The organism is Aminiphilus sp. (assembly GCF_029975095.1).
GTDB lineage: Bacteria > Synergistota > Synergistia > Synergistales > Aminiphilaceae > Aminiphilus.
In genome coordinates, this window is sequence record NZ_JARKPW010000108.1 from 1 (window position 1) to 26,682 (window position 26,682).

Genomic DNA, 26,682 nt, shown 5'->3' on the forward strand with positions numbered 1-26,682 from the left:
GACCACCATGGCGGCAAGTTCCATGCTCCGCTCGTGGGCCACCATGGCGTTGACCACGGGATATTCCGGCGACGCCTCGTGAAGGTCGAAGGCGAGGTCGATTTTTTCCTTGACGATGAGCTGCCGCAGCCCATAGGCGAGCCTGGACGTGAGATCCCCGTCGGGCGTGCCGGGATGGGCTCGGTTGAGATTGCTCTTTTCCTTCCCGGACAGTTCCTGCCCTGACTGGGGGTGGATGTACACGTCCGGAGCGGGCCAGGCATGAATGGGGTTCGTCGCTCTCGATCCGTACTTGAAAGTGCGTACCGAACCGTCGGCGAGCGTGAAGTGAAGCCGCTGGGGCGACGCCTCCTGAGGATCGTTGTGGGAGAATCCCATGATGTTCGCGAAGGGGATCACCACCAGGCGCCCTCGGTTCACCCGGGCACGCTCGAGAAAGAGCACCGCCGTGAGCGAGCTGGAGGGCTCGTTGGGATGGGTGCCCCCCATGACGAGTACCGTTCCGCCCGGCTCGCTCCCGGCCTGAATGTACACGGGTGTGTCCGCCGGAGTTCCCTTGAGAGAAGGTTCCCACTCGGAAAGCAAATGTGTCTCGTATCCGGGAGCCGGAACCACCACATCGGGAACCCGCATGGCGAGAAATTCCCGGGCGGCCAGGAAGGACACCGCCCCCGCGAGAACGAGAAGAACGAGTGCGGTGACGGGAGTACCGCGCAGAATCTTCACCGGATCGCCTCCCCTACTTGAGCAAAAGCAGGCGCAGAACCAAAGGGATCAGGACGAGAGCCCCCGTGACCTGCTTCCAGAAGTCCTTCTCCCGAAACATGCAGCGAAGCACGAGGAAAAGGACCAGAGCGACAATGCCGCGATAGATCGGAGTCATGTCCCACCCTCCCTAATAGAGAACGCCCGCCACGAAGGACGCGCCAAGAATGATCGCGATCCCCCAGGCCGCGGTGAGGACGGCGGGAATCACGCAGTGCTTCAGGACCCGGAAGTAGTTTTCCTCCCCCACGACCTGGGCGGCGAAGATGCCCGCGAGCGCCGTGGGAGGCATCAGGTCCCCCAGTCCGGCGATGAGGGACAGGGCCGAAGCCACGATGATCTCGTTCTTGCCGAGCAGGGCGAGCACGAAGGGCACTCCGAGCACCGAAGCGGCGCCGAAGGCGGAGACGGCCCCGAAGAGCGGCAGCGACGTGGCGATGCCCACGTAGAGAAGCCACGCGGGAAGCGCCAGCGCGGAGACCACCACGAATCCCCGGACACCGATGAGCGTCATGACCTGAATGAACATGCCCACGCCCATGAGGATGCCCATCACGGGAAGGGTGTCCTCAACGGCGGAGGTGGCCGTCTCCAGGAGATTCCAGCGCCGTCCCGTGAGGAACGCCGACAGGGCGGCGAGCAGGAAATCCAGCGGCATGCCGAAGGCAGGCCAGACTCCGGGCAGGAATGTCTCGCCTCCCAAAAGAACCACGAGGACGAGAATGGGCAGAAAGAGGCGCGGCGTGAGAGGCGTGCGCTCCATCTCCCGGAGCTGTTCCTCCAGCGCCGCCTCGTCCCCCTTGAAGCGCCGCAGATCGGGATAGACGAGAAGAAGGGCCGTCACCACCGCCAGAGGAAGCGTGCAGAGCAGGAGAGGCAGGGCGAAGCCCACGTAGGGCATGTCGATGCCGCCGCCGATGATCATGGCGGGAAGATTGATGGGCGGGGCGATCATGCCGTAGATGGCGCCCATGGCGATGGCCGCGGCGGTCTTGAGCACCGGCACGCCCAACCGGATGAGCACCGGCGCGACGAGAGCACCCGTGGTGAGCACCGCCGCGGTGGAGGAGCCCGTGATCATTCCCGGAACCATGATGAGCAGGAGAATGCCAAGGGAGAGCAGCAGCGGAAAGGAGCGGAACCGGCGGATCATCCGGGCCGCCACGGCCTCAAGAAGACCGATGCGCTCCACGGTCTTCATGAAGATCATCGCCGAGGCGATGATGAGGATCGTGTCCAGATATCCGAAGGTGCCCTCCACGAGATGCCGGAGGGGAATGCCCTCCCCGGCCGCGACCGCTCCCGAGACCGCCGCCAGAGACATGGCCACGGCGATGGGCAGCTTCAGGGCAAAGGCCCCGAGGACGAACACCCCCACCATGACCAGGGTGTAAAACCCTTCAGGCCAGAACCAGTCCATGATTGCCGCGACCTACAGGACGCCCCACTGTTTGAGGAATTCCCCGAGAGGTCCCTCGGTATCCCGCACGGTGGGAACTTCCGCGAAGGGAACATTCTTCCCCTCGATAAGCCGCCCGAAGAGACCGTCGTCGTTGCCTCCCTTGACGACGATCAGTGCATCCGCAAGGGGGGTCACCGCCTCGATGAACATGTCCGTGAGCTGTCCCCGCCGCCCCGCGCCACCCACGTGGAGCACGAGCACCTTTATTCCTTTTCCCTTTGCCGCCTCGATCAGGCCCACGGCCCGGGCCTTCTCCTGATCCTTGTCGATTCCGGCGGCACCGAGTCCCTTTGAACTGCCCCCGACCACGGCGAGGAGCACCTTCTGCCCGGCAAGCTTCTCCGGCGTGAACAGATTGTCGTGGTCGTTCTCCACCTTGAGCTTCTTCAGGACCACCTTCACCATGGTCGCATCGGGACTCTGCCCCACCGACGTGAGGGCCACGTCGGCACACCAGGCCGCCCCCGCAAGAAGGAACACCATCGTCGCCGCAGCGACGAAACGCAGCGCGAACTTGTTCGTCTTCATCGTTGCAAAACCTCCCCGTTCTTCACGTTCTTTGTTGCTTGCCTTCGGCATTTCGCACCCAGAATCCGGCAAAATGCCCTCGCGAAACTCGCTCTTTACGTTTCCCGGGTAAACGCTCTTCTTTCAGAATTTTACACGGACTTCCATTGTCCGTCTTGTTTTTCTCTTTTTTCTCTCTCCGCAGCCGCCCGATGGAAAAGCCCGCCAAAAGGACAAAAAACCGTCCGCGTAGCGTAGCAGCAGGCGAAAGCCCTTCGCCTTTTCCAACCTCGCAACAGCCCCCGGAAGACCACGGGCGACGTTTTCGCGAAGAAGTGCTGCCCCTTCGGTCCCGTTCCTGCTATACTCCCTCAGGAAACTCCGCCCCTTCGGAAACCATCGGCGCGACTCTCCCGTCCCTTCGGGAACGGGGCGAATCAGGCCGGTTCCACACACGTGACGGAGACGAACCAATTTCTTTCCGAGGTGATCTCCATGTCCATCTGCTATCTGAACGGAACCTACGTGCCCCTTCGGGAGGCGTGCCTCCCCGTGACGGATCTGGCCATCCAGCGAGGCATCGGCGTCTTCGACTCCCTGCGCACCTACGGCAGACGCCCCTTCGCGCTCACTCCTCACCTGGAGCGTTTCTTCGCCTCGGCGGAACAGGTGCACATGACGCCTCCTCTGAGCATGGACGAGCTGCGCCGGATCATCCGGGAGGGCATCTCCCGCATGGACGGCGACAGCGAGGTCCTCGTGCGCCCCTATCTGACCGGAGGAGACGAAAACCGGAACGGGACCTTCCCCTCGCCGAGGCTTTTCGTCCTCTTCGAGCCGGTTCGCCGCTTCGACGACCGTTGCTACCAGGACGGAGTGGCCCTTCTTCCCCTGCCCCAACCCCGCCCGCACCCTTCGGTGAAGACCATCGACTACCTCGCCCCCTCCGTCGCCAAGGGAGGGAGAGCGGAGTTCTTCGAGGCCCTCTACTGCCCCGACGGAGAAATCACCGAAGCCGCATCGAGCAGCGTCTTCCTCGCCATAGAGGGTGTTCTCGTCACCGCACCGCTCTCCCGGGTTCTTTCCTCCATCACCCGCCAGGTGGTGCTCACCCTCGCCAGAGAATCGGGATTTTCCGTGGAGGAGCGCACCCCCAGGCTCGAAGAACTGCGCATCGCCCAGGAGTGTTTTCTTGCCTCCTCCATGAAGGAGGTCATGCCCGTCATCCGGATCGGCAACATCCTTGTCGGAAACGGCCGCCCCGGCCCGGCGACGCGCCGTCTCCACCATCTGTTTCTCCAGAACGTGGAGCGCTGGCTGGACTGAGAGGGACCGATAAGGCTTCCCGCACGGATTTGCGCACGCTCAGCGCCGTCTCCCGAGGGAAACACCTCGTTTGCTCTCTTCGGCAGGGACATAACGCCTCTTTCGTAAAAAGCGACGTCGGACGCGTTGTTCCCGAATCAGGAATCCCGCGGCACGGCTTGCCCACGTTCTCTCTGCGCCCCTTGCCACATGGCGGAACCAAGACGGTTTCTCCAGAGAACGCCGCGGAGGTGTAAAAAAGAGGCGAACCGCCCAGGAAAAAGGCGGTTCGCCTGCGAAAGAGCCTCTCTCGAAACGCGTCGGGCGATGCCGTGCCAGGCTATTCCCCGGAGACCGCCGACAGGGAATTCCCCTCCTGAAGGTTGACCTGAAGCACGCGCCCGAAAACGCGTTCGAACCCTTCGCACAGCTCCAGCACACCCCAGTATTCGAGCTGGCACTCCCTGGAACGGAAGATATCCAGCCGGGCCTCCTTCTTCGTGATTTTTCCGAAACCGACCCGTTCCACCGCCTCGGAGTGGCTCCGGTCGAGGGCCTCCGCAAGCCGGAGGAACATCCCCAGAATCCGAACGAGGCGCTTTTCGTCCTTGTCCAGGGCCGTCAGGCCGGGATGGTCCTTTCGAGGACTTTTTTTCCGGTGATGCAGGGCCACCGCGGCCATGATGCCGATCTCCTTCTGGTCGAACCCGAGGAGTTCCGCGTTGCGGATAATGTAGTAGCTGTGCTCCTGGTGATTGGAGAAGGCGATGAACATGCCCACATCGTGGAGAAGTGCCGCGTAGTAGAGCAGTTCCCGCTCCCGCCGGCCCAGACGGTGCAAGCCCGATTCAGCTCCGCTGTCGAAGAGCTCCAGGGCAAGGCGGGCCACTTCCCGGGCGTGTGTCTCGTCAAAGCCGCACGAGCGGGAAAGCTGAAAGACACTCCGCTCCCGGACGGACATACCCTGAAAGAGGTCGATCCGGTCGAGGTAATCCATGAGAAGCCCTTCCCGCAGCCCCCGGTCGCTCACCATCAGTTCTGCCACACCCATTTCCTCCAGGAGCGTCTCCAGAACCGCCGCACCGGGGACAATGATGTCCGCCCGCTCGGGATTGATTCCCGGCACGTTGCGACGCTGTTCCAGAGGAAGTTCCCGGAGAATGCGGATGGTCTCCCGGAGTTCGTCAAGGCGTACCGTGTCGTTCCGCTCGAGACGGCGCTTCCTGGTCCTCCGGAGAGTGATCTCCGCAAGGTTCATGATAGTCCCGGAGCTTCCCACGGCGATCTCGGGCTCCAGATTCCGCACCCGCTGCACCGTGCGCACCACCGCGCCCGAAACGTACTGCCGAATGAGGGCGTAGCGGTCCTCAGAGATCGGGCCGGTCTCGTCGGGGCGGAGAAAGATCCCCGAAAGGCGGATGGCCCCCAGCTTGAGGGTGTCCAGGTAGTAGTGCTCGAACTGGTCTCCCACGGTCACCTCGGTGCTGCCCCCACCGATGTCGATGAAGACGGCCTTTCGGGATTCAAGGACAAGGCCGCTCACCACACCCAGGTAGATGAGCCGGGCCTCCTCCCGTCCGGAGATGATCCGCATGTCCACACCGGCCTCCTGCGCAAGGCGCTCCAGAAATTCCTCGCGGTTCGCCGCGTCCCTCGTCGCCGCCGTGGCCACCGCCACCAGCTCCTCCGCACCGTAGGAGCGAGCCATCTCCGCAAACCCCCGCGCGGCAAGGATCGCCCTCTCCATGGCGGCGTCCTGAAGAAGCTCCTCCTGAAAGGCTCCCTCTCCGAGGCGAATGACCTCCCGCTGCTGCAGCAGCAGCGTGTAGGAACGATTGTGGTTTATCCGCACCAGGAGAAGGCGGATCGAGTTCGTCCCCATATCCAGAAAGGCGAGGACGCGCCCCGCCTCGCTCAACGGTGCAGGTCCCACGTGATCGCGATCTCCCGATTGAAACATTCCCGAAAGAGGTCTCCTTTCCGAAGCGCCTTTTCGTCCTCCCCTTGCGGAAACTGGGGGGCGACGACGCGAAGGTCCACCCGATCATCCCGGATCGTGCAGGAAAGCCCCTCGACAAGGCTGAGATGACAGTTGTCGAGCCCGTCGGCAACGCGGAGCAGTCCCGCCAGAACTCTCACGAGAGCTTGCTCCTCCTCGGAAAGCGTCCCGAAGAGGCGGTGCGACGCCCGGGGAAGCCCGCGCCGGTGATAGCGGGCGATGCAGGCGACAAGACGACGCTCCCGCCGTGAGAGGGAAAGATCCTCGTCCTCGAGGATGAGCCGTGCGGACCACTTGTGATGCTTCATGCGCCCCTCGCACCAACCGATGTCGTGCAGCAGGGCCGCCAGTTCCAAAAGACGCCGTTCCTCCGGACCGTAGCCGTGCAGGGGGACCAGTTCGTCGAAGAGCAGCACCGCGAGGGCCGCCACCTGGGTCATGTGCTCCCCCATGTCCACGTATTTCTGTCCCACCCGACGCGCCTCCGCACGAAACCGTTCCGTCTCCATCTCTTCCGAACGGAGCGTCCCCTCTCCCAAATCGGTTCCGGAAAGGAACATGTTTCCGAATTCCTCGGGAAGCCCCGCCGTGCGAAGCGCCGCAACACACTGGTCCACATCGTAGGGAACGCGGAACAACTCCGCCTCGATCCCTTTTTTCGTCACCGAGAGCAGCGCGTAGGAGGCGCGGGGATCGCCGTCCACGGGGCGTCCCACACTTCCGGGATTGAGCAGAAGCACCCCGCCGATCCGTTCACAGAAGGGGTGATGCGTGTGGGCGAACAAGAGAGCGTTCGCCCCGGTGTCGGCGATGATCTCGGCGAAGCGCTCCCGAGGCGTTTCCTCCCCGAGGAACTCCTTGGGGGAATCGGGACTTCCGTGAGCAAGCAGGATACGATGTCCCTCAAGGGAGAGGCGCAGCGTCTCGGGAAGCCCCGCGAGCCATTCCCGGCTTTCCGGGGAAAGGTTGTCCCAGGCCCACTGGAAAGCGAGCACTTTCGCCTCCCCTTTCGAGAGGAGCCACCGCTCGCGCTTTTCCTCCACGCAAAGGACCTTGTTGTCGTAGTTTCCCCGGAGACAGAGCGCGTAGTCTCTCCGGAGGAGCCGGATAACCTCGTCGGGACAGGGACCGTAGCCGACGGAGTCACCGAGACACCAGACGGCGCCGACACCCCGTTTCCGGGCGTGTTCGAGCACCGCATCGAGGGCGGACAGATTGGCGTGAATGTCTCCGAGCAATGCGATCTTCACTCTGTCACCTCCTCCATCGAGGAAGAAGAATCCGTCGCCGGAAGCTTTCCGGCGTCGTCGAGAAGAGACGCGATTCCCTCGCGGCAGCGCTGCCAGAAGTTCTTTTTCTCCGCTCCCCTCCACCAGGCAAGGAACGACGCGAAGAGCTTCTCCCGCTCTTCGTCCCGCCGGTGCAGCAGAAAAAGGAGTCCCTTCTCCAGACGCGGGAAAGCCTTTCCGTGTCCATAGTAACGAAGCGTGCGACGGCGCTCGGCATCGATGAAGGCAGGGAGAAAGCTCCGCCAGACGTCGCAGTCGTGAAGCGCCCCAAGCCTGTCCTGAAGAACCTTGATCTCCTTCACGAGGAAATCCCCGGCCTCTCCGAGGAGAGGTGCGAAGAGTTCCAGGGAATAGCGAAGGCGCTTGGCCGCCACCCGGAGGGCATGGTGCCCCTCCTCGTCGGCGGGGTTGTCCACCACGTAGGCGAAGGCAAGCGTTTCTTCGAGACGCAGGGAGAGAAGTCGGAAGGCCGGTTCCCGAAGCGAGGGTCCGCGATCTACCTCGCCGAGTTCCATGCGCACGAGCATCTCCCGGAGGACGGTCCCCATGCGCTGCACAATCCCCTCCCGCTCCAGGCGGTCCAGGGCGCAAAGGACGCTTCGCTGCCGCCTTTCACGCCGCGTGCGGAGGCGGAGGCGGAGACGTTCCACCCCTGGAAGCGCCTCGGGGGGAAGTGTCTCCGCCACGTCCTTCCGCGATTTCGTCGCGCCGTCCAGCGCCGCTCCGTTCTCTTCGGAAGGGGAGGCAGTCGCCGTTCCGCTCTTTCCGAGCAGCTCCTCCAGGAAGAGGATCTGCACATCCAGGTCGCGGGCCTCTCCGAGAATCCGCGTGAGGCGCCGCACGGCGCGGCGCCACGACCGCAGCGTCTCCGGAGGGACACATCCCTCCAGCAGGAGCAGGGCACTGCGCAGCCGGCGGGAGGCCACACGCATGCGGTGCAGACACTCCGGGTCCTCGTTGCGACGCACTCCCTCCACTTCGCGCAGAAGCGGAGCGAGCCGTTCGAGAACCACCTGCGCACCGTACCCGCAGGCTCCGGAAAAACGGGAGGCGGTCGTCACGCTCCGTCACCTCCCGCAGGCAGAACCCTCGCCGTTCCGGAGCCGGCTTCCAAAGGAGGCGACGCAAGCCGCGCCGACACCGCTGGAGAGGCGAGTTCCCCGTACAGGAGTCCCCGCCCCGCAAGCATTGCCGCCTGGGCGTTCACGGGTACTTCCCCCTCGGCGGGAATCCGCGCCCGGTAGATCCCGTCCGGCCCGAGGAGCCGGGCATGTACGGTGTCCCTCAGGTGCACCTCCAGAACCCGGTCCACGAGCGTGCGGAGCAGTTCCCTGTCCAGCACGGGGAAAAGCACCTCCACCCGGCGATCCAGGTTTCGGGGCATGAGGTCCGCGCTGCCGAGGAACAGTTCCTCCGCGCCGCCGTTGCGGAAATAGTAGAGCCGGGAATGTTCGAGGAAGCGTCCCACGATGGAGGTGACCGTGAGCGTCTTCTCCGTTCCGGGAACACCGGGACAGAGGCAGCAGATCCCCCGCACCTGCAGATCCACCCGGACCCCTGCCGCGGCGGCCCGGTAGAGCGCGGCGATGCAGGCCTCGTCCACGAGGGCGTTCATCTTGAAGATGATGCGCCCTCCCCCCTCCTCCCGGTGTTTCCGAATTTCCCGGTCGATACGGGAGACAAGCCCGTCCCGCATCGTCGTGGGTGCGACGAGAAGCCGCCGGTAGGCCTCGCGTCTGGCGTAGCCGGTGATGACGTTGAAGAGATCCGCCACGTCCTCTCCCATGTCGGGATCGGCGGTGAAATACCCGAGATCCGTGTAGATCCCCGCCGTGGAGGGATTGTAGTTCCCTGTGCCGAGATGCACGTAGCGGCGGATTCCCTTGTTCTCGCGACGCACCACGAGACACATCTTCGCGTGGGTCTTGAGCCCCGAAAGGCCGTAGACCACATGCACCCCCGCACGCTCCAGAGCCCGGGCCCAGACGATGTTGTTCTCTTCGTCGAAACGCGCCTTGAGTTCCACCAGGGCCGCCACCTGCTTGCCGTTCTGCCGCGCCTCCATGAGGCTCTCCACCACGGGGGAGTTCTGCCCCACCCGGTAGAGGGTCATCTTGATGGCGAGCACCTGGGAATCCCGTGAGGCCCACCGGAGAAAATCCACCACGGGCGAGAAGGCATCGTAGGGGTGAAAGAGCAGGAGATCCCGCTTTCGAAGAAGCTCCGGAAAAGCCTCCGCTCCCCCATCGAGCTTCGGCGCGGCGGGAAGGAAGGGCGCATCCTTGAGGTCGCTCCGGTCGAGACGATAGAGTTCCATCAGAGAGGAGAAGTCGAGACGTCCCTCCACCTCGAAGACCTGGTAGGGGGCCACTTCAAGATGCTCCACAAGAAAGCTCCTCGCCTCGGAGGGCATCTCGCCGCCCACTACCAGCGCGGCGGGGACCCCGAAGAAGCGCTGCTCCACCCCTTCCTCCACGGTGGAGAGGAGATCCGGTGCTTCGTCCTCCTGGATCTCCAGATCCGCGTCCCGCAAAACCCGGAACGGCCAGGCACCCTTCACGAGAAATCCCGGAAAGAGTGCGTCCAGATTTTCCGTCACCACGTCCTCGATCCACACGAAGGTGGAGGGATTCCGCTCCGCGAGGCGCCGCGCCGTTCCGGACAGGGCCTCCTGTTCCTCCTCTTCCACGGGAACGAAGCGGGGGAATGTGCGGGGGATTTTGAGGCGGGCGAAACGATGTCGTTCCTGTTCGTCCTGAAGCAGCACCAGGAGGTTCAGGCTCCCGCTGGACACGTGCGGAAAGGGACGCCCTCCGTCCACCGCCTGGGGAGTGAGAATCGGCAGAACTTCCCGTTCGAAATAGGAATCCAGCTTCCTGCGTGCGCCGGGACGGACCCGGGGATATTCCTCCACGCGGATTCCCTCCCGGGCGAGCAGGGGGAGGAGACGCTCCTTCCAGCAGCGACGCTGCTCTTCCAACTGGGGGAGAATCGCCTCCCGCAGGGCCGTGATCTGCCGGAGGGGCGTCATACCGTCGGGCGAGGGAATCTCCACCCCCTGGGCGACCTGCCGCAGAAGCCCGGCAAAACGAATGAGGAAAAACTCGTCCAGGTTGCTCGTGAAAATGGCGAGAAACTTGAGGCGCTCCAGGAGAGGATGCGTCTCCCGAAAAGCCTCCTCAAGCACGCGCCCGTTGAAGGCCACCCAGCTCAGCTCACGATTGAAGAGCGTCTCGGGACCGTAGATTCCCCTCTCGACAGGGCTCTTTCCGCGCCCGTTCTCCGGAGAGGACGCGGAAGGAACGCCTTCTTTGCCGCCGCGACGCTTTTCCGTCTTTGCGAAACGTGCATCTCCCTTGATCTGCCTGCGTTTGTCCTTGGCCGTCATGATCGCTCCGACTCCTTCGCTCCGATACGAGAAGCGGCGCCAGGGGACTTCTCCAGGGAATCGAGCAGTTTTCCCGCGAGGCGCACCGCCCTCGGCGCAGAGGCTCCCTCCACGATCACCACGAACGCCACGTCCCGGGGCGCGCCCTCGGTGAATCCCGCGAAGACGCCGAGAGGCGTGGTGGTCCCGGGAAGGAACACCGACCCCGTCTTTCCGTACACACTGTAGCCGTCACGGTTCGCGTCCCTTCCGGTCCCCTCGGTGACCACCCGGCGAAGGGCCTTGCGAACCTGGGCGAACTCTTCCTCGGCGGCGATCCGGGACACGACCTTCGGCGCCTTGGGCCCCAGAAAGGGGCGCAACTGGTAGCCCCCGTTGCCGAAGGCAGCCATGGCGACGAGGAGCTGCGCCGCCGTGACGCGCATGCTCTTGCTTCCCCAGCCGAGAAAATGGAGCCTCTCGGCTCCCGTGAGCCCCTTGGGAATGCGCCCCGGCTTCTCCTTCGCCGGGTCAAGCCCCGTGGCCTTGCCGAAGCTGAAGGATTCGTAGAGAGTCCGAACCCGCGCCTCTCCCAGGCGTTCCCCCACGACGTAGAAGAAAAGGTTGTCGCTTGCGGCCATGGCACTCCCCAGATCCAGCGCACCCAGATCCCGGTTGAGATAGGAGCGCATCGCATCGCCGTACTGCTTGAGAAGTTTTTTGCGATCCCCCTCCACCTTCTCCTCCGGCGAGAGCACGCCGTAGCGGAGTGCCCCCAGGGCCACAACGGGCTTGAGAACGCTCGTAGAGGGATATTCGTACCCCACGGCCCGGGAAAGGTTGTAAGCGTCCAGGATCTCTCCCGTGTGGAGATCCATGACGAGGGCGCACCCCTTGACGTCTTTCATGAGCGCCCGCGCACCGGAAGGCGGAGACGACACGGTCACATCTGCCGCCACAGCAGGCAGAACAGCGGCGAACCCCCAAAAAAGCACCGTCAGAAAAAAGCACGAAAACGACACCGCCGAAACGCGGCGTCCCGCTCTCGATGCATCAGGCAGATGTGTCATGAGGCAACGCTCCCTCCAGAACATGCAGGGCCCGGGAAACCCGATCCAGCTCCTCCCGGAGAAGCGGCACTATCCGCCTCACCTCTTCAAGATTCGCGTTCCTTCCGGCCCGCTCGAGCGCGAGGGCGAGGTCTCGCCCAGGAATCGCCGCCAGTGCGGCCAAAACGCCCTTCAGAGCATGGGCGTTTTTCGCCAGACTTTCGAAATCCTCCGCATGGAACGCCCTCTCCAGAGCGCCGTAAAGGCGAGGTTCATCCTCGGCAAAAGCCCGCAGCAACTCGTCCAACATTTCTCCGTCGTCATCGCAGAGAGAGAGCAGTTCCTCCACATCCACCGCCGCGGCCGGCCCGTTCTCCCCGTGTCCGTCGTCCATGATGCCACCTCTCCTCGACCTGTGTGCCCTCTTGAAAGCACGATGGGTTCCGCCCCATTATACCCAACGGGAACCGGACTTCGTTACAGGAATGCGACAAAAAGGGCGGAAAGGGAGAGTCACTCGCCTTTCCGCCCTTCGGTCGCCTTGCCGGCATCGCTCCGGAGGCACCCACATCCGCACCTGCACGCCTCCTCTCCGAAAACGGAGACGAGACGAATGCTCCGCCGGACAGGACGTTCCGCCTCCGGCCGAGGCCTCTTCCTCTACCTGGGCTGATCCGTCCAGCGGTGCTTCATGGCATCGTAGACGAAGATCCGGTCCGAGGTGTAGATGCTCACCTTGTAGTCCTCGACGATGCAGGCCTGGGGACGGATGTCCCGCTTCTCCACCCACTGGTGCACCGTCGTGTCGTACACGAAGGCGTCCGCCTCGTTCCAGCAGACTCCGAGATTGTCGCCGATGATGGCCTGTTTCGGATAGACATCGTTCAGGATCTTCCACTCCCGGAGAACGGGATCGAAGACCACGAACTCCTTGAGCGTCACCGCCGCTCCCATGCCCCGGGCGATAAGCGGCGTCGTGATCTGGTCCATCAGGAAATCGCTGACGATCCAGCGACGGTCCTTCGCGTCGAAGATGGCCACCCGCTTGGGCTCCCAGACCATGGCGTAGTTGTCCGAGAGCACCCCCGCCACGGCGCCGAATCCGGTAAGGGAGAGCCACTGGTGGGTGCGAATGTCGTAGATCCACGACGCGGTATCGTTCCAGGCGAGAGCCAGATAGTTGTGCGTTCGCCATCCCTTGGGCTGGAAATCGTTGAGGATGGACTGGGTGTTCAGCGCCGGATCGTGAACCCGGACGGTCTGCTTGTCCACGAAGAGCTGCACCTCCGCCGCGGCACAGAAGGCCACGCCCAACACCACCGCCAGGGCAAGAACAAAAAGAGCCGCCGTCTTGCGCATCGAGCCTCACTCCCTCGTCGTCGTCATCTGCCCGCCCGAAGGCGGAACCGGAAAACAAAACACGCTCCGGATGCCCCGGGGGCACCTCGGGTATACGAACGGTCACTGCGCCTGAAGCTGCACCGTATTGCCCGAAATGCCCACCACCGTCGCGGGAATGCCCTTTCGAGAAAGGGCGTCGCCAAGATCCTTGGCGCTGCTCATGTACAGCACTTCTATCGTGGCGTTGCCGCCGCCGAAGCCGGTGATCTTGGCATCCTTGCAGCGGGGAAGCTGCTGACAGGCGCTGAGTACCTGATTCGCCACGTTGAAATTCCTCGCGTTCGCAATGGTCACGAAAAGCTTTTGCGCCGTGGAGGACACGGGTTCCTGGGGTGCTCCCGGTCCCGCTCCGGCAGCGCCTTCACCGGCCATGACGTTCTTCGCCATGAGCCTCGCCGCGGCCATAAGGGCCTTCTGGGACGCCTCGTCCGGAGTCGCTCCCATGTCCTTCCCCGTCACCGTGTCGGCGAAGAGGTACTTGCCGTTCGTCGCGGAGTAGGCCTGCACGGCGATGGCCGCCGTTCCCGTGTAGAAGCCGAAGTCGTTCAGCACGGGAGTGTGCATGGAGGCCTTTCCGGAGAGAAAGATCCGTACGCCGTACTGCTTGCCGAGGCTCAGGATGGCGTCCACGTTGCCGTCCAGGGCAAGCGCGGCGGCCTTGCTCCGGCGGATCTTGGCCAGCTGGTCCTCGTTCACCACGGGATAGCCCGCCGCGACAAGTTCCTGTTTGACGATGGCCTCGGCGGTCCCCACGGCCGCCCCGGGATTGAGGATATTCCCGGAGGTCTCACTGATGAGAATCGCGATGGGCTTTCCTTTGGGAAGGGGTTCCGCCCAAGCCGCGCAGGACATCCCCGAGAGTAGCACCACACCGAGAAGGCAGGCGATGTGCCACATACCGAATCGATGACCGTTCATGCGACGTCCTCCTTCATTCATTTCCGGAACCGACGCACCCGTCGCCCCGTCTACTTGCCGAACTTCGCCTTGTAGTCGATGGCGGGCTTGTAGTTCGGATTGACCGCGAGAGCCTTGTCGAGCCATTCGTTCATGAGCTTTTTGTTGCCCATCTTGTGCGCCGCCCGGGCCGCCCAGTAGGCGTCCAGATAGTTTCCGGGATAGAGGTTCACCGCGTGCTCGAACATCTTGAACGCCTGAGAGAAATTGCCCTTGGCGTAGTTCGTATATCCTCCACGGTGGGCGATCTTCAGGGAGTTCTTCTGGTTCGCGTCGATGGGGTAGAGATCAATCACGTTCGATTCCTCGGACGTGTCCGCGATGCCTCCCGCCGAGGCGACCTGGGGAACCTGCGGCGCCGGAGTCGTCGGTGCGGACGGCACCGTAGTCTGCGCGGGCTGTGCGGGCTGCGTCGTCTGAAGGGGCGCAGGCGAGGGAGCGCCGCCGGGGAGCGTGGCGGGGTCCGAAATGATTCCCTTTCCGGAATCGCTCTTCAGGTCCGCCATCATCCGGCTGGAGATGCGCACGCTCTCCGGAGAATCGTAGAGGAGCGCCACCTGGTCGCCCCGCTGCAGCTCCGCCGCGCTTCCCTTGACCACCTCGCAGACGGCGTACCGCGCCTGCACCTCCTTGACCTTGAGCACCGCGAGATTCATGCGCTCCACGCCGAGGATCTCGTTGTTCACCCCCAGAATGGGAGCCCCGTCGGCGAAGACCACGAAAAACTGTCCCAGCACGGTGTTGGCATTCACGTTTCCCGCATCGATGAGCACGTTGTTCGCCCCCCGCACATCGATGACGTTGTAGGAACTCACCGTCTGGGTCATCTGAAGGCGGCTCTGGAGAGCCAGGACGACCTTCTGGATGCAGTTGTAGGTGGCGGCGGAGAGAATGCCTCCGTTTTCGGACTGGCCGAAGGCCACGCCCGCGAGCATGACCCCACCCATGGAGCGGTCCGCCTCGCCGGAGGCACGGGTGGTCCACTCGATGCCCCCGGTCTCCACGTTGATGAGGCGCACGTCCAGCGTGACATGGGCGGTGCTGCTTCCCACGGCGACGCCGCCGAAGCCGCCGATGGGGAGCGGAATGACACCGCCGCTCTGTTTGAAGGAGAACTGGGTGATGGCGCCGGTGATGAGCTTCTCCACGCCGAGGAGACGGCCCACCTGCACCGCCGTGGATCCCTCCACGAGGCCGGACATGGCAAGGCGCTGTTCCTTGGCGATGGCCTCGATGCGAGACCGCTCGATCACCTGGATTCCCGGCGTTTTTGCGAGTTCCGTGATGAGCATGTCCGTGATGGCCCGCCGCACGGCGTCATTGACCTCGGACCCCGCTCCCGCGTTGTTCTCGAAATCGGAGACAGCCATCCGCATGGCCGCCTCGGCGTACGCCCCGAGCACGCCCAGGCACAAAAACAGAACCGCCAGGACGAGAACACCTTTCCCCTTCTTCCTCATCAGTCCCCTTCACCTCCGCACAGCTCGCGGCCCCGGCAAGGAATCACTTGGCGCGGGCCTTCCAGATCACACATTCCTCGAGAAAACGCTGCAGGGGGAGTTCCACATCCACCCAGTAGCCTTGTTCGTCCTGCCCTTCCTGGTAGATATGCCCCATGACCACATGCCCCTCCACCGCGATGGAGTCGATGCCCCGGGGAAGGCCGTAACGGAGTTCGTAGAGCAGGTAGAGAAGCCTCCGCTGGGCGTCCGCCACGGCGTGCCGCCGGGCGAGAAGACGCGCGTTGGGCTCCGTGCTCCATGGAACCGGCCCGCGCCCCTCCACGGCGACGACGCGGTTCGGCCAGTCCACGACACCGAAGTGAAATTCCTGGACACCCTGCACGGCTCCGTTGTTGCGCCAGATACGCACGATATCCCCCTCGGAGAGAGGAGCAGCCCATGCCGTTCCACCCAGGGCGAAAAGGAGAACCATCACCACGAGACCCCTTTCCGGCACCCTCGCGAGGATCGCCCCCTCCTCCCATTTCTTCTTTTCCAAAGTTTTCACGGCGCTCACTCCTTGGCTGTGGCCTCGATGGTATTCGCCGTCAACGCTGCAATTTCGAGACCGAGGGATTCCAGCGCCACGGCAAGGTCTTCCGCGCTCCCCTCGGTGTTCACATCGAGTTCCAGTTTTCTGTTCGCGAAAGCCCGCTGGTACACGGCGGTGATCCCCTTCGTCTCCTCAAGCCCCACCTTCAGCGTGCGCGCTCCGGAGAAGCCGATGCCCGTGACGAGCACCTTGACGGTTCGCCCCGGCACGCCGCCCGCACTACCGCTCACAAGACTGTAGGCAACCTTGTGCACGAGGGATTTCGCCCCTGCCGCCGCAGCCTTCCGAAGCCCCTTGACCGCACCATCCTGGGCGGAGGTTCCCCGTTCCTTGAACTCCGGGGTCTCCGTGCCCAGCATATAGGCCGTCTGGGTGATGATGGCCTTGAGCTGAAGCTGACTCCGAACGCCGAAGACGGAAACACCCTCCACCTTCTGCTTCGCGTACGTGACTCCCTGGGCACGTCCGTAGATGATTACGTCCGCCTGAAAGGCTCTTGCCAGTTCCTGCAGTTTCGCCGTATCTCCCGTCTCCTTGGCGAGATCGTACTCCCGGGTGTGCAGTCCCTTGGCCGTCTGAGGATCCACGAGAAGGTATCCCGCCTTCTCGAAGACCGCGAGGACCTCCCCCTCCACGGTGGAGAGGAAGGGACTCTCTCCGTCGATGCTCTCGTCCACCACGACCATCACCCGAGGATTGCCCAAGGCGTCGATCACCACGGGGCCGAGGACCCCGTCGAGCTTCACCGTCGAGACGGTACAGTTCGCCCTGATGTGATAGACCTGCTCCTCGTCCACCCATTCCCGGACGATCTTGAAGTCCGTCACAAGCCCCTGGGCCTTGGAGAAGACCTTGTCCTTCACCACCTCGAAATCCTTCATCTCCGTGATGCCTTCCACATAGGCGCCGATGCCCTTTTCGAGGGCGTCCCGGTAGGCCTGCCGTTTGGCCTGTTCCTTCGCGTGCGCCTTGTCGCCGTTCACGACGAGGGCGGATCCCTCCGCGTCCACCACGATGTCCTTCTGGGACTCCGCCGCCGTCGCGACGAGGGCAGGAGCCAAGAGCAGAAACAGCATCACCGGAAGGGACACCAAAAGCCCCCGGCCTCCCGGGGTCCGCCGCACCGCAGTGCCGGCGGGCGATCCTCCCGCAGGCGGAAACATCACCGTTTCACCACCACCACACGGCAGGGAATGCGGTAATCGTAGCCGCCGGGGATTTTCGCGGCATCACCGTTGGAGATGACGATATCCACGTTGTTCGGGCCCACAAGGCTTTTCGCTTTGATCACCGTGGGCTTGTCCGTGACCCTGGGCACTCCCGTGGCGTAGTTCATGTTGGTCTGGTACTCGCAGAGCCCCGACGAGAGAAAACGCTCCCTGTCCACGAAGTCGAGACTGTAGAGCACCTTTCCCTTTTCGTCCACAACCCGGAAGGTCATCGCCGGGATGAGGGGAAGATGACGCACGTCGAGGACGAGCCCCGTGCTCTTGCCTTTCACCGGGGCGGGGTCCTTCTTGGGCGTAGGTTGTGTGGGAAGCGCGGGCGTCACGGCCTTGCGGAGATCCCCCAGGCGAATGCGTCCCACCACGGTGTAGATTTCTCCGTCCCAACTGGAATCGACCACCTCCACGTTCTTGATCGTGCCGTGGACCTCGGTCTTCACATAGTCGTTGGCCATGAAGTCCTGCATCGTCGTCTCGGCGTTGACCTTCACTCCCTGGACGAACTCCAGGAGATTCCGCTGCAGATCCACGATGGCACCCCTTCTGGCAAGCAGCTTCCCCTGCCCCGTTCCCGACTTGTCCGAGGGCGCCACAGCTTGCCCCGTGGCCTCCACGAAGCCATCGGTCCAGTTGATTTTGGCCTTGTCCGTCTGCTCGAGAACGGGAGCAAACTCCTCCGCCAGGGCCGCCGCTGCACACAAAACAACCGCACAAAGCACCACCATCACCGCGATTCGTCTCATGTCCGCCACCTCTTCTCTGCTAAGTGTGCGCTCTGACAGCGCTTTAATTGTACCACATTCCGCCGACACTCCCTTTTGACGAGAGAGACCTTCCATATCTCGCTCCGATGGAACGGCGATGCGGTTCCGCATTGTTTCCAGTGTATCTCGGTAGGTACGGAAAACGCAAGAGAGCCCCGGGACCCAGGAAAAACCCTCACGGATAGAAACGTGTCGAAAAAACATAGACACCCCCTTTCCCGCGAAGGGATCGGAGGAAGGGGGCCTATAAGGTCGTCAGGAAAGAAAAGAGTAGGCTTCGTAGATTTTGTCGAACTGGGCGTGATGCGCACGGAACACAGCCATGATGCGAGGATCGAAATCCGTGGGACGGACTCTGTCGTCTCCCTCGGTGATGATACGGCAAGCCGTTTCGTGAGAGAAGGGTTCCTTGTAACAGCGACGCGACCGAAGCGCGTCGTAGACATCCACAAAACCAACGATGCGGGCCACGACGGGAATCTCCTCTCCGGTGAGCCCTTCGGGATATCCCGATCCATCCCATTTCTCGTGGTGATAGAGACAGATGTCCCGCGCCATGTCCAGCCATCTCGATTCACCGAGAAGTTCCACTCCGTAGAGTGTATGACGTCGGATCTCGGCAAACTCCTCCTCGTTGAGACGAGCCGGTTTGGAGAGGATCTCATGAGGAACTTTCATTTTACCGATGTCATGCAGCATGCTATACATGGCGAGATCCTCCAGAAGCTCCTCGTCCAGGCCCATGCGCTCTCCCAGGAAGAGCGAGAGGGCGCGGATGCGCTGGAGATGCTCTCCCGTCTCGTCGTGATAGGTGGCGGTGAGCCCCTGAAGCCGCAGCGCGAGGTAATGATAGGAGCGGCGGACCTCGTCCACCAGAAGGTGAGCGCGAAGAATGCCCCCCACATGGGGGACGAAGAGAGCGATGACATTCTGCACTTTTCCCAGGACGGCTCCCCTCGGTCCTTCCTCGGCGAGGAAAAGTCCTCCGATATCCGCGCCGAGATAGGAAATGGGAAAAACGTACCAGTGTCTTCCGTCTCCATCGAAGCCGCTCGCCCGGACACTCCCGGAAGCGTCCTCTCCGCTCGGCCGGACAAGGGTCTTGACATCGGCACTCTTCAGGTAGCGCAACAGTTCTTCTTCTGCCTCCGGATCGCCTTCATAGGAGACGAGCGTCGGTTTTTCATCCCGAAGGAGAACCATACCCCCGCACCGGGCTCCCCCGAAGGCCGTGAAGGAGGACAGAAGCTGCGTCGCCGCCTCCTTCGTGGAGCGGGCCTCCACCGCGGTCTGAGAGAAGAGGGCCAGCTCCTCCAGTTGCTCCAGGGCCGCCTTCAGGTCCCGGTTCACATCCTCCAGTTCGGACTGCATGGCTGTGGTCTCCTGGTAGAGCGCGGCCAGTTCCTCCGCCTGACTTCCGATTTCCTCGATGAGGCCGCGGAAAGCCTCAAGAAGCCTCCGTGTTTCGTCAAAGGCCATTCCGGCCCCGGGCAACTGCCATTCCCGCTGCACCACATCCAGCGCCCGCAGGGGATCCGGCGCGAGACGCACGCTTTCCTGGAGGGTTGCGAGGGAGACCGCCATTCTCTCGAACTCCACGGAAACCTTCCGGAAGGCTCTCGTGACGGGAAGCACCAACACCAGGGCGACGAGCAGAAAGGCTCCACCGACGAGCACTCCCTGTTTCAGCGCCAACGCATAGACCCGATCCATCCAGAGTCCCGTCACGAGGCGCAGGCCGTGCGGAAGGGGCCAAGCCGTCGCCTTCACGGAAAGCGTTCCCACCGACTCCCGCACGGCACCGTTTCTGGAGCCGAAACTTTTGGAGACGAGCCCCCCGGAGGGAAACAGCTCTCTGCCGTTCCAGGCCACGAAGGTCTCGCCGCCGCCGCCGGCAAGGACTCCGAAGCAGTGCTCCGAGAACCCCGGATCCAATGTCGCCAGCAATTGCTCGGGAAGGAAGCCCGCGAGGAGCCGCTCCTCGCCCCGGGAAATCGCGAAGGTCAGCATGGAGCGATCGCTCTCCCAGAGAAGGGACGTGAGATTCCATTGGGGACAGAGGAGTTTCCACGGCAGCTTCGCGCCTTCGATGCCGGGGCCGCGGAGAACGGAGAGGATTTCGCCGGCGGGGGTGCATCGGGCGAGAAACGCAACATAGGGAGGCAAAAGCCTTTGCAGCGCCTGAAGTTCTCCGTCGTTTCCGTTCCGGAGCCCGACCAGAAGTCCCTCCTGGGCCTCGAAAAGGGTGGACAGCTCTCTCCGGAGCCGCTGTGCGTCCCGGGCGAGTTCCTCTTCGCCCCTTTTCACCGTGGCGGCAAAGGCAATCCACAGAGCGAGCAGGGAAAACGCGGCGACGACGAAGAGGGAAAAACCCGCCACCTGCCTTCGGTACCGCACAAGGGAGAAGCTCATGGCACCGGAACCTCCTGGAGTCTCTCACCGTCCCACCGGAAAAAACGAGGCTGCGCGTGGGCATCTCCATAGCGGTCCATGATCACGTCGCCCCCGGGACCGTCGATGTGGCGTGACATGGCAAGGGACTCCCGGAAGGACGCGGCGTTTCCCCGTTCCACATCTTCGGCGGCGAGCCGGAAGAGTTCCAGGGCCAGAAAGGTACGATGCACCGTAAAGGTCACATCCGCGGCATATTCCTCCCGCCAGGCGACAATGAAGGGATGCTCCTCGGAGATTGCCAGCGGAGAGAAGGCGGTGCTGAAAAAAAACGGCCTGCCAAGAAGGGAATATTCCCGGAAACCAAGCCCTGTGACGGACCAGAGGGAGAGAAAAAGCTCCGCCCGGGGCCAGAGCTTCGTCGCACGCTGGGAGGCCCAGATGGAGAAAGGCGTCGGCCCCACCACCAGAATTCCGTCGGGATTCAGTGCGGCCAGAGCGCCGTCGGCTTGCTGGATTTCGGAGAGCAGAAATGGACCTAGGATGCGGGGAGAGCCCTTCACGTAGAGATCCCGGACGAAGGCGAGCACATAGGGCGCGTTTTCCCAGGTGGCCACCACCGCAAGCGTTCCGATGCCCCGAAAACGGAAGAGCCTGCTGTAGGCGCTGGAATCGGCCCGTGTGCTCGGCTGGACGCGGAAGAACCAGTCGTCCTTTCCCGCGAGCATGGAGGTTGAGGCCGAAACGGCGATGAGGGGCATCTCCAAGCGTTCCGCCACGGAGGCGGCATCCAGCCCCGTGTCGGAAGTCGTGAAACCAAGCACCGCCGCGGCACCACGGCGTTGCAGTTCCAGCAGGGCCGCCACGGGGCTTTGGAGATAGGAAGCCACTTCGAGGCGGATCTTGGGCTCCCGGAACCGATTGTGCCACTCCACGTAGGTTTTCGCCGCAGCAAACATAAGCCCCTCCGTGACGTGTTTTCCCGGAGCGGTACAATACGCCACGCCCAAGACGATGGGGCGTGGCCGGAAAGAATACCAGAGAATCGTTCCTCCGAAAAGGACGAGGGGAAGAGCTATGACGACGAGAAGTCCCTTTCGGATCCGAATGACGCGTCAGCTCCTTTTTTTGATCTACGCGACGAGATCGAGAGAAGAAGCGCCGTTTTCCCCGACAGAGGGATTTTCCCGGGGAGTTTCAGACGCGGTGACGGTCGTGGTGGTCCCTCCCGAAACATAGACACGGCCGCATTCAGGGCAGATGGACGTGTGGATGCGCACGGATTGGGAGATCACCTTTCGCCCTTCCCGGTCCGCCCGGGCCTGTTCGTTGTGCACGTGTTCCCCTTCGTGAGCCGGCACGGCAGCCGCCGCCTGCTGAGGAGTCAGTTTGGTGGGAGTTTGAAAAGAAACTGAAGAATCGTCCGAATCATCCTGGTAACTCCGATTCTCGCAGGTTTCGCAGGGTTCGAGACCGAGGCGCTTCTTGGTGCGTTCCTCCGCGAGCGCCTTCAGGCCGTCCAGCCCTCCCTGCACGGACGCTGGAGAACCATCGCCACTCTTTTCCTGTCCCGGAAGAGGAAGGACCTTCTCCGCTCCCCGCGTCGGTGATTCTCCGCCGGAGGAGGGGGTTCCCGATGACGCGGGAGTCTCCGTTGCAACGGTTCGAGCGGCTTTCTCCTGCTCCTCCGGAGCAGGACCCCGCCCGACTCCGGCATTTCCGGGGAACGCGCTTTCGTTCGTCATCCACAGAGATGATGCAGCTTCGATTCTCACGACACACCTCCTTCTCGTTCTCGGGAAAGGGTGCTCAAGGAAACCACTCCAGCAGACAAGAGAACATCTGGAACGAATCAATCCTTACCATACATAGAGCAACCAACTTTTGTCAATCCGAAAAAGCCACTCCCGCAGCAAAACCGATCGGACGGAGTTTTTTCGCGAAACAGCCTCTGTACAGGCGGGAGAAACCACACTCCGGAAGACCCTAAAAACAGAGGAAATGGTCAAAACAGCATGGCACCGATGCGGCGAAGTTCATCCACACCCTGCACATCCCGGTCCAGAAGCGGCAGTTCCCGAAGCTCCCTGCCGGAAAAACGGGCACGGATGTCCTCCAGGTACCGCTCCTGATCCTGCCGTCGCCGTTCGAGAAACACCCCCGCTCCGGGAGGAATGATCCGGTTCACCACGAGACCTGGAACGGGAATGCCGTAGCGGTCGAGCAGCGCAAGGGCTCGTTCCGTCTCCAGGATGGGCAGTTTCTCCGGATTGAGAACGAAGAGAAAGGCCGTGACGGTCCCGTCGGTGAGAATCCGTTTCGCCGCGGCAAACCGACTCCTCCGTCGCTCCAGGGCCATCACCACAGGGTCGTCGAGGATTTTGCGCCGCAGATCCTCGTCCACCACCGCAGCCATTCGCATCAGTCCCATGGCATGGCGCCGTTTGGCCACCAACCCCTCGATCCAACCGCCAAGGAGATCGGGCAGGCCGAGGAGGCGAAGGGTATGTCCCGTGGGCGCCGTGTCGAAGATCACCGTTCTCTCTTCAGAGACAGGATCTTCCATGAGTTCCACAAACCTGTCGAAGATCGCGGACTCCTCGGAGCCCGGCGACAGATAGGCCGCGTCGATCTGGCGCTGGAGTTCCTCCACGATGACACCGCTCACCACTTCCCGCATGGACTCCTTGATCCGTTCCGTGTACCGTTTCGCCTCCCGCTCCGGGTCGATCTCAAGGGCATGGAGGCGGGGAGCCACGGCGGCAGGTTCGTCCCCGAGCGGACGCTGCAGGACGTCGGCCAGATTGTGGGCGGGATCGGTGGAGACGACGAGAGTCTCCACGCCGCGTTCGGCGAGGGCTACAGCACAGGCCGCCGCACAGGTGGTCTTTCCCGTGCCTCCCTTGCCGCCGAAAAAGAGGAACTTTTTCCCCTCAAAACAGCGCATGTCTTTCCTTCCTCCACTCTCAACAGCAGAAGTCGAACTGCCCCATCTTCTCCGCCATGATGCTGCGGCGGTTCTGCATGCGCCGCTCCCAACCCTCGAGTTCCCCCGCGACCAGCGGAAGAAGCTCCAGCATATAATAGGAGACGGGGTTCGGAATGCCAAGCAGATCCCCGAAAAGCAGCAGAAGCACCATGTCGTTCGCGTCGTGGGCTTCCTTCACCAGCGCGCCTCCCGCGGTGTTATGGAAGGTCCCTTTGACGAACAGGCGGATCCATTCGAGCACCTCTGCGCCGCGACGTCGCTCCTCGGAAGTCATGCCGCTCCCCCCTTCTGCAACTAGCCGCTCCGGGAGACCAGAGCAATACCGAAGGCGATGGTTCCCATGCCCAGAACACGGAACAGCGTCACCGGTTCTCCCAAAAAACAGACCCCCACGACGAGGACGATGAAGGAAACGCCGCCGAACATGACGGGATAGGCGAGGGAAAGATCCATCCGGGAGAGGACGGCGCTGTAGAGCACGAAAGCCCCCCCGAAGAACATGAAACCCAGCAGGACCGCGGGAGAGAGAAGAATCGCCGTCAGGGTGGAAACGACGCCTCCTTCCACCGACGCGGATTTGTCGGCCATGCCGAGCTTCATGCTCACGTTCGCCACGGCATTCGCCAGAACCGTGAGCAGAAGCAGCATCACGCCGGATCCCTTTCGGGACCGTCCTTCCCGTTCCGTCACCGCATCTCCTCCCTTCGCCCTCCGCGTTCTTCCGTATCACGGAGAGGCGCGCAACCCGACAAACCCTCGCAGAAAACTCTTCGCGCATTATACCTCAGGAACGTTCCGGACACCGCACTCGGTTACCGTCTCCGGACATGTCCGCTCTCCGCACTCGGGGAAAACCGTGCGCGACAAGGCCGTCCACCGAAAATCCACGGCCCGGGGCGGCGTCCGACAAAATGGATGTCTGCCCGGAGGCGGGCCGCACAGCACGATCTTTCTCTTTCAAGGCCTTTCGAGATGCTCTCTCTGGCGGGAAAAGGCAAGTTAGGGTATCATAACTTCAGGACGATCTCGAAAGGGTGCGGGGAAATAGGTCCGTTCGGCCTCCTTTCCGCCTCCTCCCTGCCGAAACTCCGGAAAAGAACGACGACTCACGACTGAGAGGTGCTCTTGATGACACGACATGCCTACTGCCCCTTCTGTGCTCTCGAACGCATGACCTTCGGCTTTCGGGAGCGAAACACGCACGACCACGCGTCTCACGGCCACAGCCACGGCCACGCATCCCACGACCACGACGAAGGGCACGGTTCTTTCCACGCCTCCGAACAAGCCGAAAGCGACGGGTGCACTTCCTGCGCCTGTTCGGGTTCCGGCAGCGAGGGCACATCCCGGGGAGAACTCCTCGTCCTCTCCGGAGCGGCACTCCTTTTCGCGGGGGGGCTCCTTTGCGACGCCTTTCTTCCGGCCTGGGCATCCCTCGCTGCGGGACTGCTTTTCGCGGCCTATCTCCTCTGCGGCTGGAACGTGCTTCACGCCGCGGTGGACAGCATTGCCAGAGGAAATCTCTTCAGTGAATTCACCCTCATGTCCCTGGCCACGGTAGCGGCCATCGCCCTCTCCGAACTTCCCGAGGCGGCGGGGGTCATGCTGTTCTACCGCGTGGGCGAGTTCCTTCAGGAGCGGGCAGTGTCGCGGTCACGCCGTTCCATCTCGGCCCTGCTCGCCACCAAGCCCGACACGGCATCTCTCGTCTCGGAAAAGGGAGTGCGCGTGGTCGCCCCCGAAGAGGTGCTTCCCGGAGACGTGCTCCTGGTAAAGCCCGGCGAGAAGATCCCCCTCGACGGCATCGTCCTCTCGGGGCATTCCCGGGTGGATCAGTCCCCCCTCACGGGTGAGCCCGTTCCCGTGGGCGTCGGCGAGGGAAGCACCGTCTTCGGCGGAACGGTCAATCTTGCGGAGAGCATCACGCTGCGGGTGACGGCCCCCTTCCGGGAGACCACCATCGCCCGCATCCTCGCCATGGTGGAGACCGCCCAGGAACGCAAATCCCCCACGGAGCGCTTCTTCACCCGATTCGCCCGATGGTACACTCCCGCCGTGGGCATCGCCGCTGCAGCCGTCGCCATCGCTCCACCCCTCCTCGGCCTGGGAAGTTTCGCCTTCTGGGCCTACCGGGCTCTCGTCCTCCTGGTCATCTCCTGCCCCTGCGCCCTGCTCATCAGCATTCCTCTCGGCTATTTCGGCGGCATCGGCGCCGCCTCCCGAAGCGGCATCCTCGTCAAGGGCGGCCAGGTCCTGGACACCCTTGCGGCGGTGACCACCGTGGCCTTCGACAAGACAGGAACCCTCACGAAGGGCATCTTCACACCGACCCGCCTCGTCCCCTCTCCGGGAACGACCGACTCGGAACTGGCACAGGGCGCCGCCCTGGCCGAAGGGGAATCCAACCATCCCATCGCCCGCTCCATCCTCGAGGCCTATCCTCTCGGAGACAACGTTCCTCTCTCCGACCGTTTCGAGGAGATTCCCGGGCGGGGCGTGCGTGCTCTCCGCGGAACGGAGGTGTTCCTCGCGGGCAACACCACCCTTCTGGAAGAGGCGGGATACGTTCCCGCCCCAGTGTCCGAGGGCGGAACGGCAGTGCACGTGGCCCGAAACGGCCGCTACCTCGGCTATCTGATCCTCTCGGACGTGACGAGGGAGGACGCCCCGGAAGCAGTAGCGCGCCTGAAGAACATGGGCATCCGGACACTGCTTCTCTCCGGAGACGGAGAGGAGACGACCCGACGCACCGCGGAGGGACTCGGGCTCGCGGAACACCGTTCCCGTCTGCTGCCCCAGGAGAAGGTGACCGCCCTGGCATCCGCGAAAGAGCGCGACGGCGGCAAGGCGGTGGTCGCCTTTGTGGGTGATGGTCTCAACGACGCGCCCGCTCTCGCCGGAGCGGACGTGGGAATGGCCATGGGAGGACTGGGCGCCGCCGCGTCCGTGGAGGCGGCGGATGTGATTCTTCTGGAGGATCGCCCCTCCCGGGTCGCCGAGGCGGTGCACATCGCCCGCCGCACCCGGAGAATCGTCCGGGAAAACATTCTCCTCGCCCTCGGTGCCAAAGGATTGTTTCTGGCCCTGGGCGTTTCGGGCATGGCGGGGTTGTGGGAAGCGGTCTTCGCCGATGTCGGGGTGGCTCTTCTGGCCGTG

24 protein-coding genes are annotated in these 26,682 nt (G+C 63.1%); 2 read left to right on the forward strand and 22 right to left on the reverse strand.

Annotated features, from left to right (window positions below):
- From Q1K49_RS06430 to Q1K49_RS06445, 4 genes are all read right to left on the reverse strand, one after another.
- Nucleotides 1–726: succinylglutamate desuccinylase/aspartoacylase family protein (locus Q1K49_RS06430; protein WP_300524175.1), on the reverse strand; the 726-nt coding region annotated here is incomplete at its 3' end.
- Nucleotides 727–739: 13 nt separating this feature from the next.
- On the reverse strand, nt 740–883 hold the full coding sequence (locus tag Q1K49_RS06435) for a hypothetical protein (protein ID WP_213694511.1): 144 nt from the start codon (nt 881–883) through the stop codon (nt 740–742).
- A gap of 12 nt (nt 884–895) precedes the next feature.
- Nucleotides 896–2,185 (reverse strand): TRAP transporter large permease subunit, encoded by a 1,290-nt coding sequence (locus tag Q1K49_RS06440; protein ID WP_213694512.1) that lies wholly within the window; start codon nt 2,183–2,185, stop codon nt 896–898.
- Nucleotides 2,186–2,197: 12 nt separating this feature from the next.
- The gene (locus Q1K49_RS06445; protein WP_300524180.1) at nt 2,198–2,755 is read right to left on the reverse strand and encodes a DUF6305 family protein; all 558 of its coding nucleotides are present in this window, start codon (nt 2,753–2,755) and stop codon (nt 2,198–2,200) included.
- Nucleotides 2,756–3,190: 435 nt separating this feature from the next.
- Here Q1K49_RS06445 and Q1K49_RS06450 point away from each other — a divergent pair, with 435 nt between their 5' ends.
- The gene (locus Q1K49_RS06450) at nt 3,191–4,060 is read left to right on the forward strand and encodes an aminotransferase class IV (protein ID WP_300524183.1); all 870 of its coding nucleotides are present in this window, start codon (nt 3,191–3,193) and stop codon (nt 4,058–4,060) included.
- Between the two features lie 319 nt (nt 4,061–4,379).
- On the opposite strand, the gene Q1K49_RS06455 is transcribed toward Q1K49_RS06450, so the two are convergent.
- The 18 genes from Q1K49_RS06455 to Q1K49_RS06540 all read right to left on the reverse strand — a co-directional run bounded on the left by Q1K49_RS06455 (nt 4,380) and on the right by Q1K49_RS06540 (nt 24,216).
- Nucleotides 4,380–5,972 (reverse strand): Ppx/GppA phosphatase family protein, encoded by a 1,593-nt coding sequence (locus Q1K49_RS06455; RefSeq protein ID WP_300524186.1) that lies wholly within the window; start codon nt 5,970–5,972, stop codon nt 4,380–4,382.
- Nucleotides 5,954–7,288 (reverse strand): metallophosphoesterase family protein, encoded by a 1,335-nt coding sequence (locus Q1K49_RS06460; RefSeq protein ID WP_213693327.1) that lies wholly within the window; start codon nt 7,286–7,288, stop codon nt 5,954–5,956. The genes Q1K49_RS06455 and Q1K49_RS06460 overlap by 19 nt, the downstream gene beginning before the upstream one ends.
- Nucleotides 7,285–8,388, reverse strand: a complete 1,104-nt coding sequence (locus Q1K49_RS06465; RefSeq protein WP_300524187.1) for a CHAD domain-containing protein — start codon at nt 8,386–8,388, stop codon at nt 7,285–7,287. The genes Q1K49_RS06460 and Q1K49_RS06465 overlap by 4 nt, the downstream gene beginning before the upstream one ends.
- Complete coding sequence (gene ppk1, locus Q1K49_RS06470) at nt 8,385–10,715, reverse strand: polyphosphate kinase 1 (RefSeq protein ID WP_300524189.1); 2,331 nt, start codon at nt 10,713–10,715, stop codon at nt 8,385–8,387. Before ppk1 ends, Q1K49_RS06465 begins: the two co-directional genes overlap by 4 nt.
- Entirely contained in the window at nt 10,712–11,764 is a 1,053-nt protein-coding gene (locus tag Q1K49_RS06475) for a penicillin-binding transpeptidase domain-containing protein (protein ID WP_213693330.1), read from the reverse strand. Before Q1K49_RS06475 ends, ppk1 begins: the two co-directional genes overlap by 4 nt.
- A complete protein-coding gene (locus tag Q1K49_RS06480) occupies nt 11,748–12,137 on the reverse strand; it encodes an Hpt domain-containing protein (protein WP_300524191.1) in 390 nt (129 codons plus the stop codon). Before Q1K49_RS06480 ends, Q1K49_RS06475 begins: the two co-directional genes overlap by 17 nt.
- Before the next feature lie 266 nt (nt 12,138–12,403).
- Nucleotides 12,404–13,102, reverse strand: a complete 699-nt coding sequence (locus Q1K49_RS06485) for a hypothetical protein (protein WP_213693332.1) — start codon at nt 13,100–13,102, stop codon at nt 12,404–12,406.
- Between the two features lie 102 nt (nt 13,103–13,204).
- Complete coding sequence (locus Q1K49_RS06490; RefSeq protein ID WP_213693333.1) at nt 13,205–14,062, reverse strand: hypothetical protein; 858 nt, start codon at nt 14,060–14,062, stop codon at nt 13,205–13,207.
- A gap of 50 nt (nt 14,063–14,112) precedes the next feature.
- Entirely contained in the window at nt 14,113–15,561 is a 1,449-nt protein-coding gene (locus tag Q1K49_RS06495; protein WP_300524195.1) for a CsgG/HfaB family protein, read from the reverse strand.
- A 43-nt stretch (nt 15,562–15,604) separates the two neighbouring features.
- Nucleotides 15,605–16,111, reverse strand: a complete 507-nt coding sequence (locus Q1K49_RS06500) for a hypothetical protein (RefSeq protein WP_300524198.1) — start codon at nt 16,109–16,111, stop codon at nt 15,605–15,607.
- Between the two features lie 5 nt (nt 16,112–16,116).
- Entirely contained in the window at nt 16,117–17,250 is a 1,134-nt protein-coding gene (locus Q1K49_RS06505) for a hypothetical protein (RefSeq protein ID WP_300524201.1), read from the reverse strand.
- Nucleotides 17,251–17,318: 68 nt separating this feature from the next.
- Nucleotides 17,319–18,125: a hypothetical protein gene (locus tag Q1K49_RS06510; RefSeq protein ID WP_300524204.1), complete on the reverse strand. Its 807-nt coding sequence runs from the start codon at nt 18,123–18,125 to the stop codon at nt 17,319–17,321.
- A gap of 276 nt (nt 18,126–18,401) precedes the next feature.
- Nucleotides 18,402–20,558, reverse strand: a complete 2,157-nt coding sequence (locus Q1K49_RS06515) for an HD-GYP domain-containing protein (RefSeq protein WP_300524206.1) — start codon at nt 20,556–20,558, stop codon at nt 18,402–18,404.
- The gene (locus tag Q1K49_RS06520; protein WP_300524209.1) at nt 20,555–21,496 is read right to left on the reverse strand and encodes a hypothetical protein; all 942 of its coding nucleotides are present in this window, start codon (nt 21,494–21,496) and stop codon (nt 20,555–20,557) included. Before Q1K49_RS06520 ends, Q1K49_RS06515 begins: the two co-directional genes overlap by 4 nt.
- A 174-nt stretch (nt 21,497–21,670) precedes the next feature.
- A complete protein-coding gene (locus Q1K49_RS06525) occupies nt 21,671–22,312 on the reverse strand; it encodes a hypothetical protein (protein ID WP_300524210.1) in 642 nt (213 codons plus the stop codon).
- A 230-nt stretch (nt 22,313–22,542) separates the two neighbouring features.
- Nucleotides 22,543–23,484 (reverse strand): ArsA family ATPase, encoded by a 942-nt coding sequence (locus Q1K49_RS06530; protein ID WP_300524212.1) that lies wholly within the window; start codon nt 23,482–23,484, stop codon nt 22,543–22,545.
- A 19-nt stretch (nt 23,485–23,503) separates the two neighbouring features.
- On the reverse strand, nt 23,504–23,800 hold the full coding sequence (locus tag Q1K49_RS06535) for a hypothetical protein (protein ID WP_213692359.1): 297 nt from the start codon (nt 23,798–23,800) through the stop codon (nt 23,504–23,506).
- Nucleotides 23,801–23,820: 20 nt separating this feature from the next.
- Entirely contained in the window at nt 23,821–24,216 is a 396-nt protein-coding gene (locus Q1K49_RS06540; protein WP_213692358.1) for a hypothetical protein, read from the reverse strand.
- Nucleotides 24,217–24,654: 438 nt separating this feature from the next.
- On the opposite strand from Q1K49_RS06540, the gene Q1K49_RS06545 reads away from it, so the two are divergent.
- A partial coding sequence (locus Q1K49_RS06545; protein WP_300524215.1) for a heavy metal translocating P-type ATPase occupies nt 24,655–26,682 on the forward strand: 2,028 nt, incomplete at its 3' end.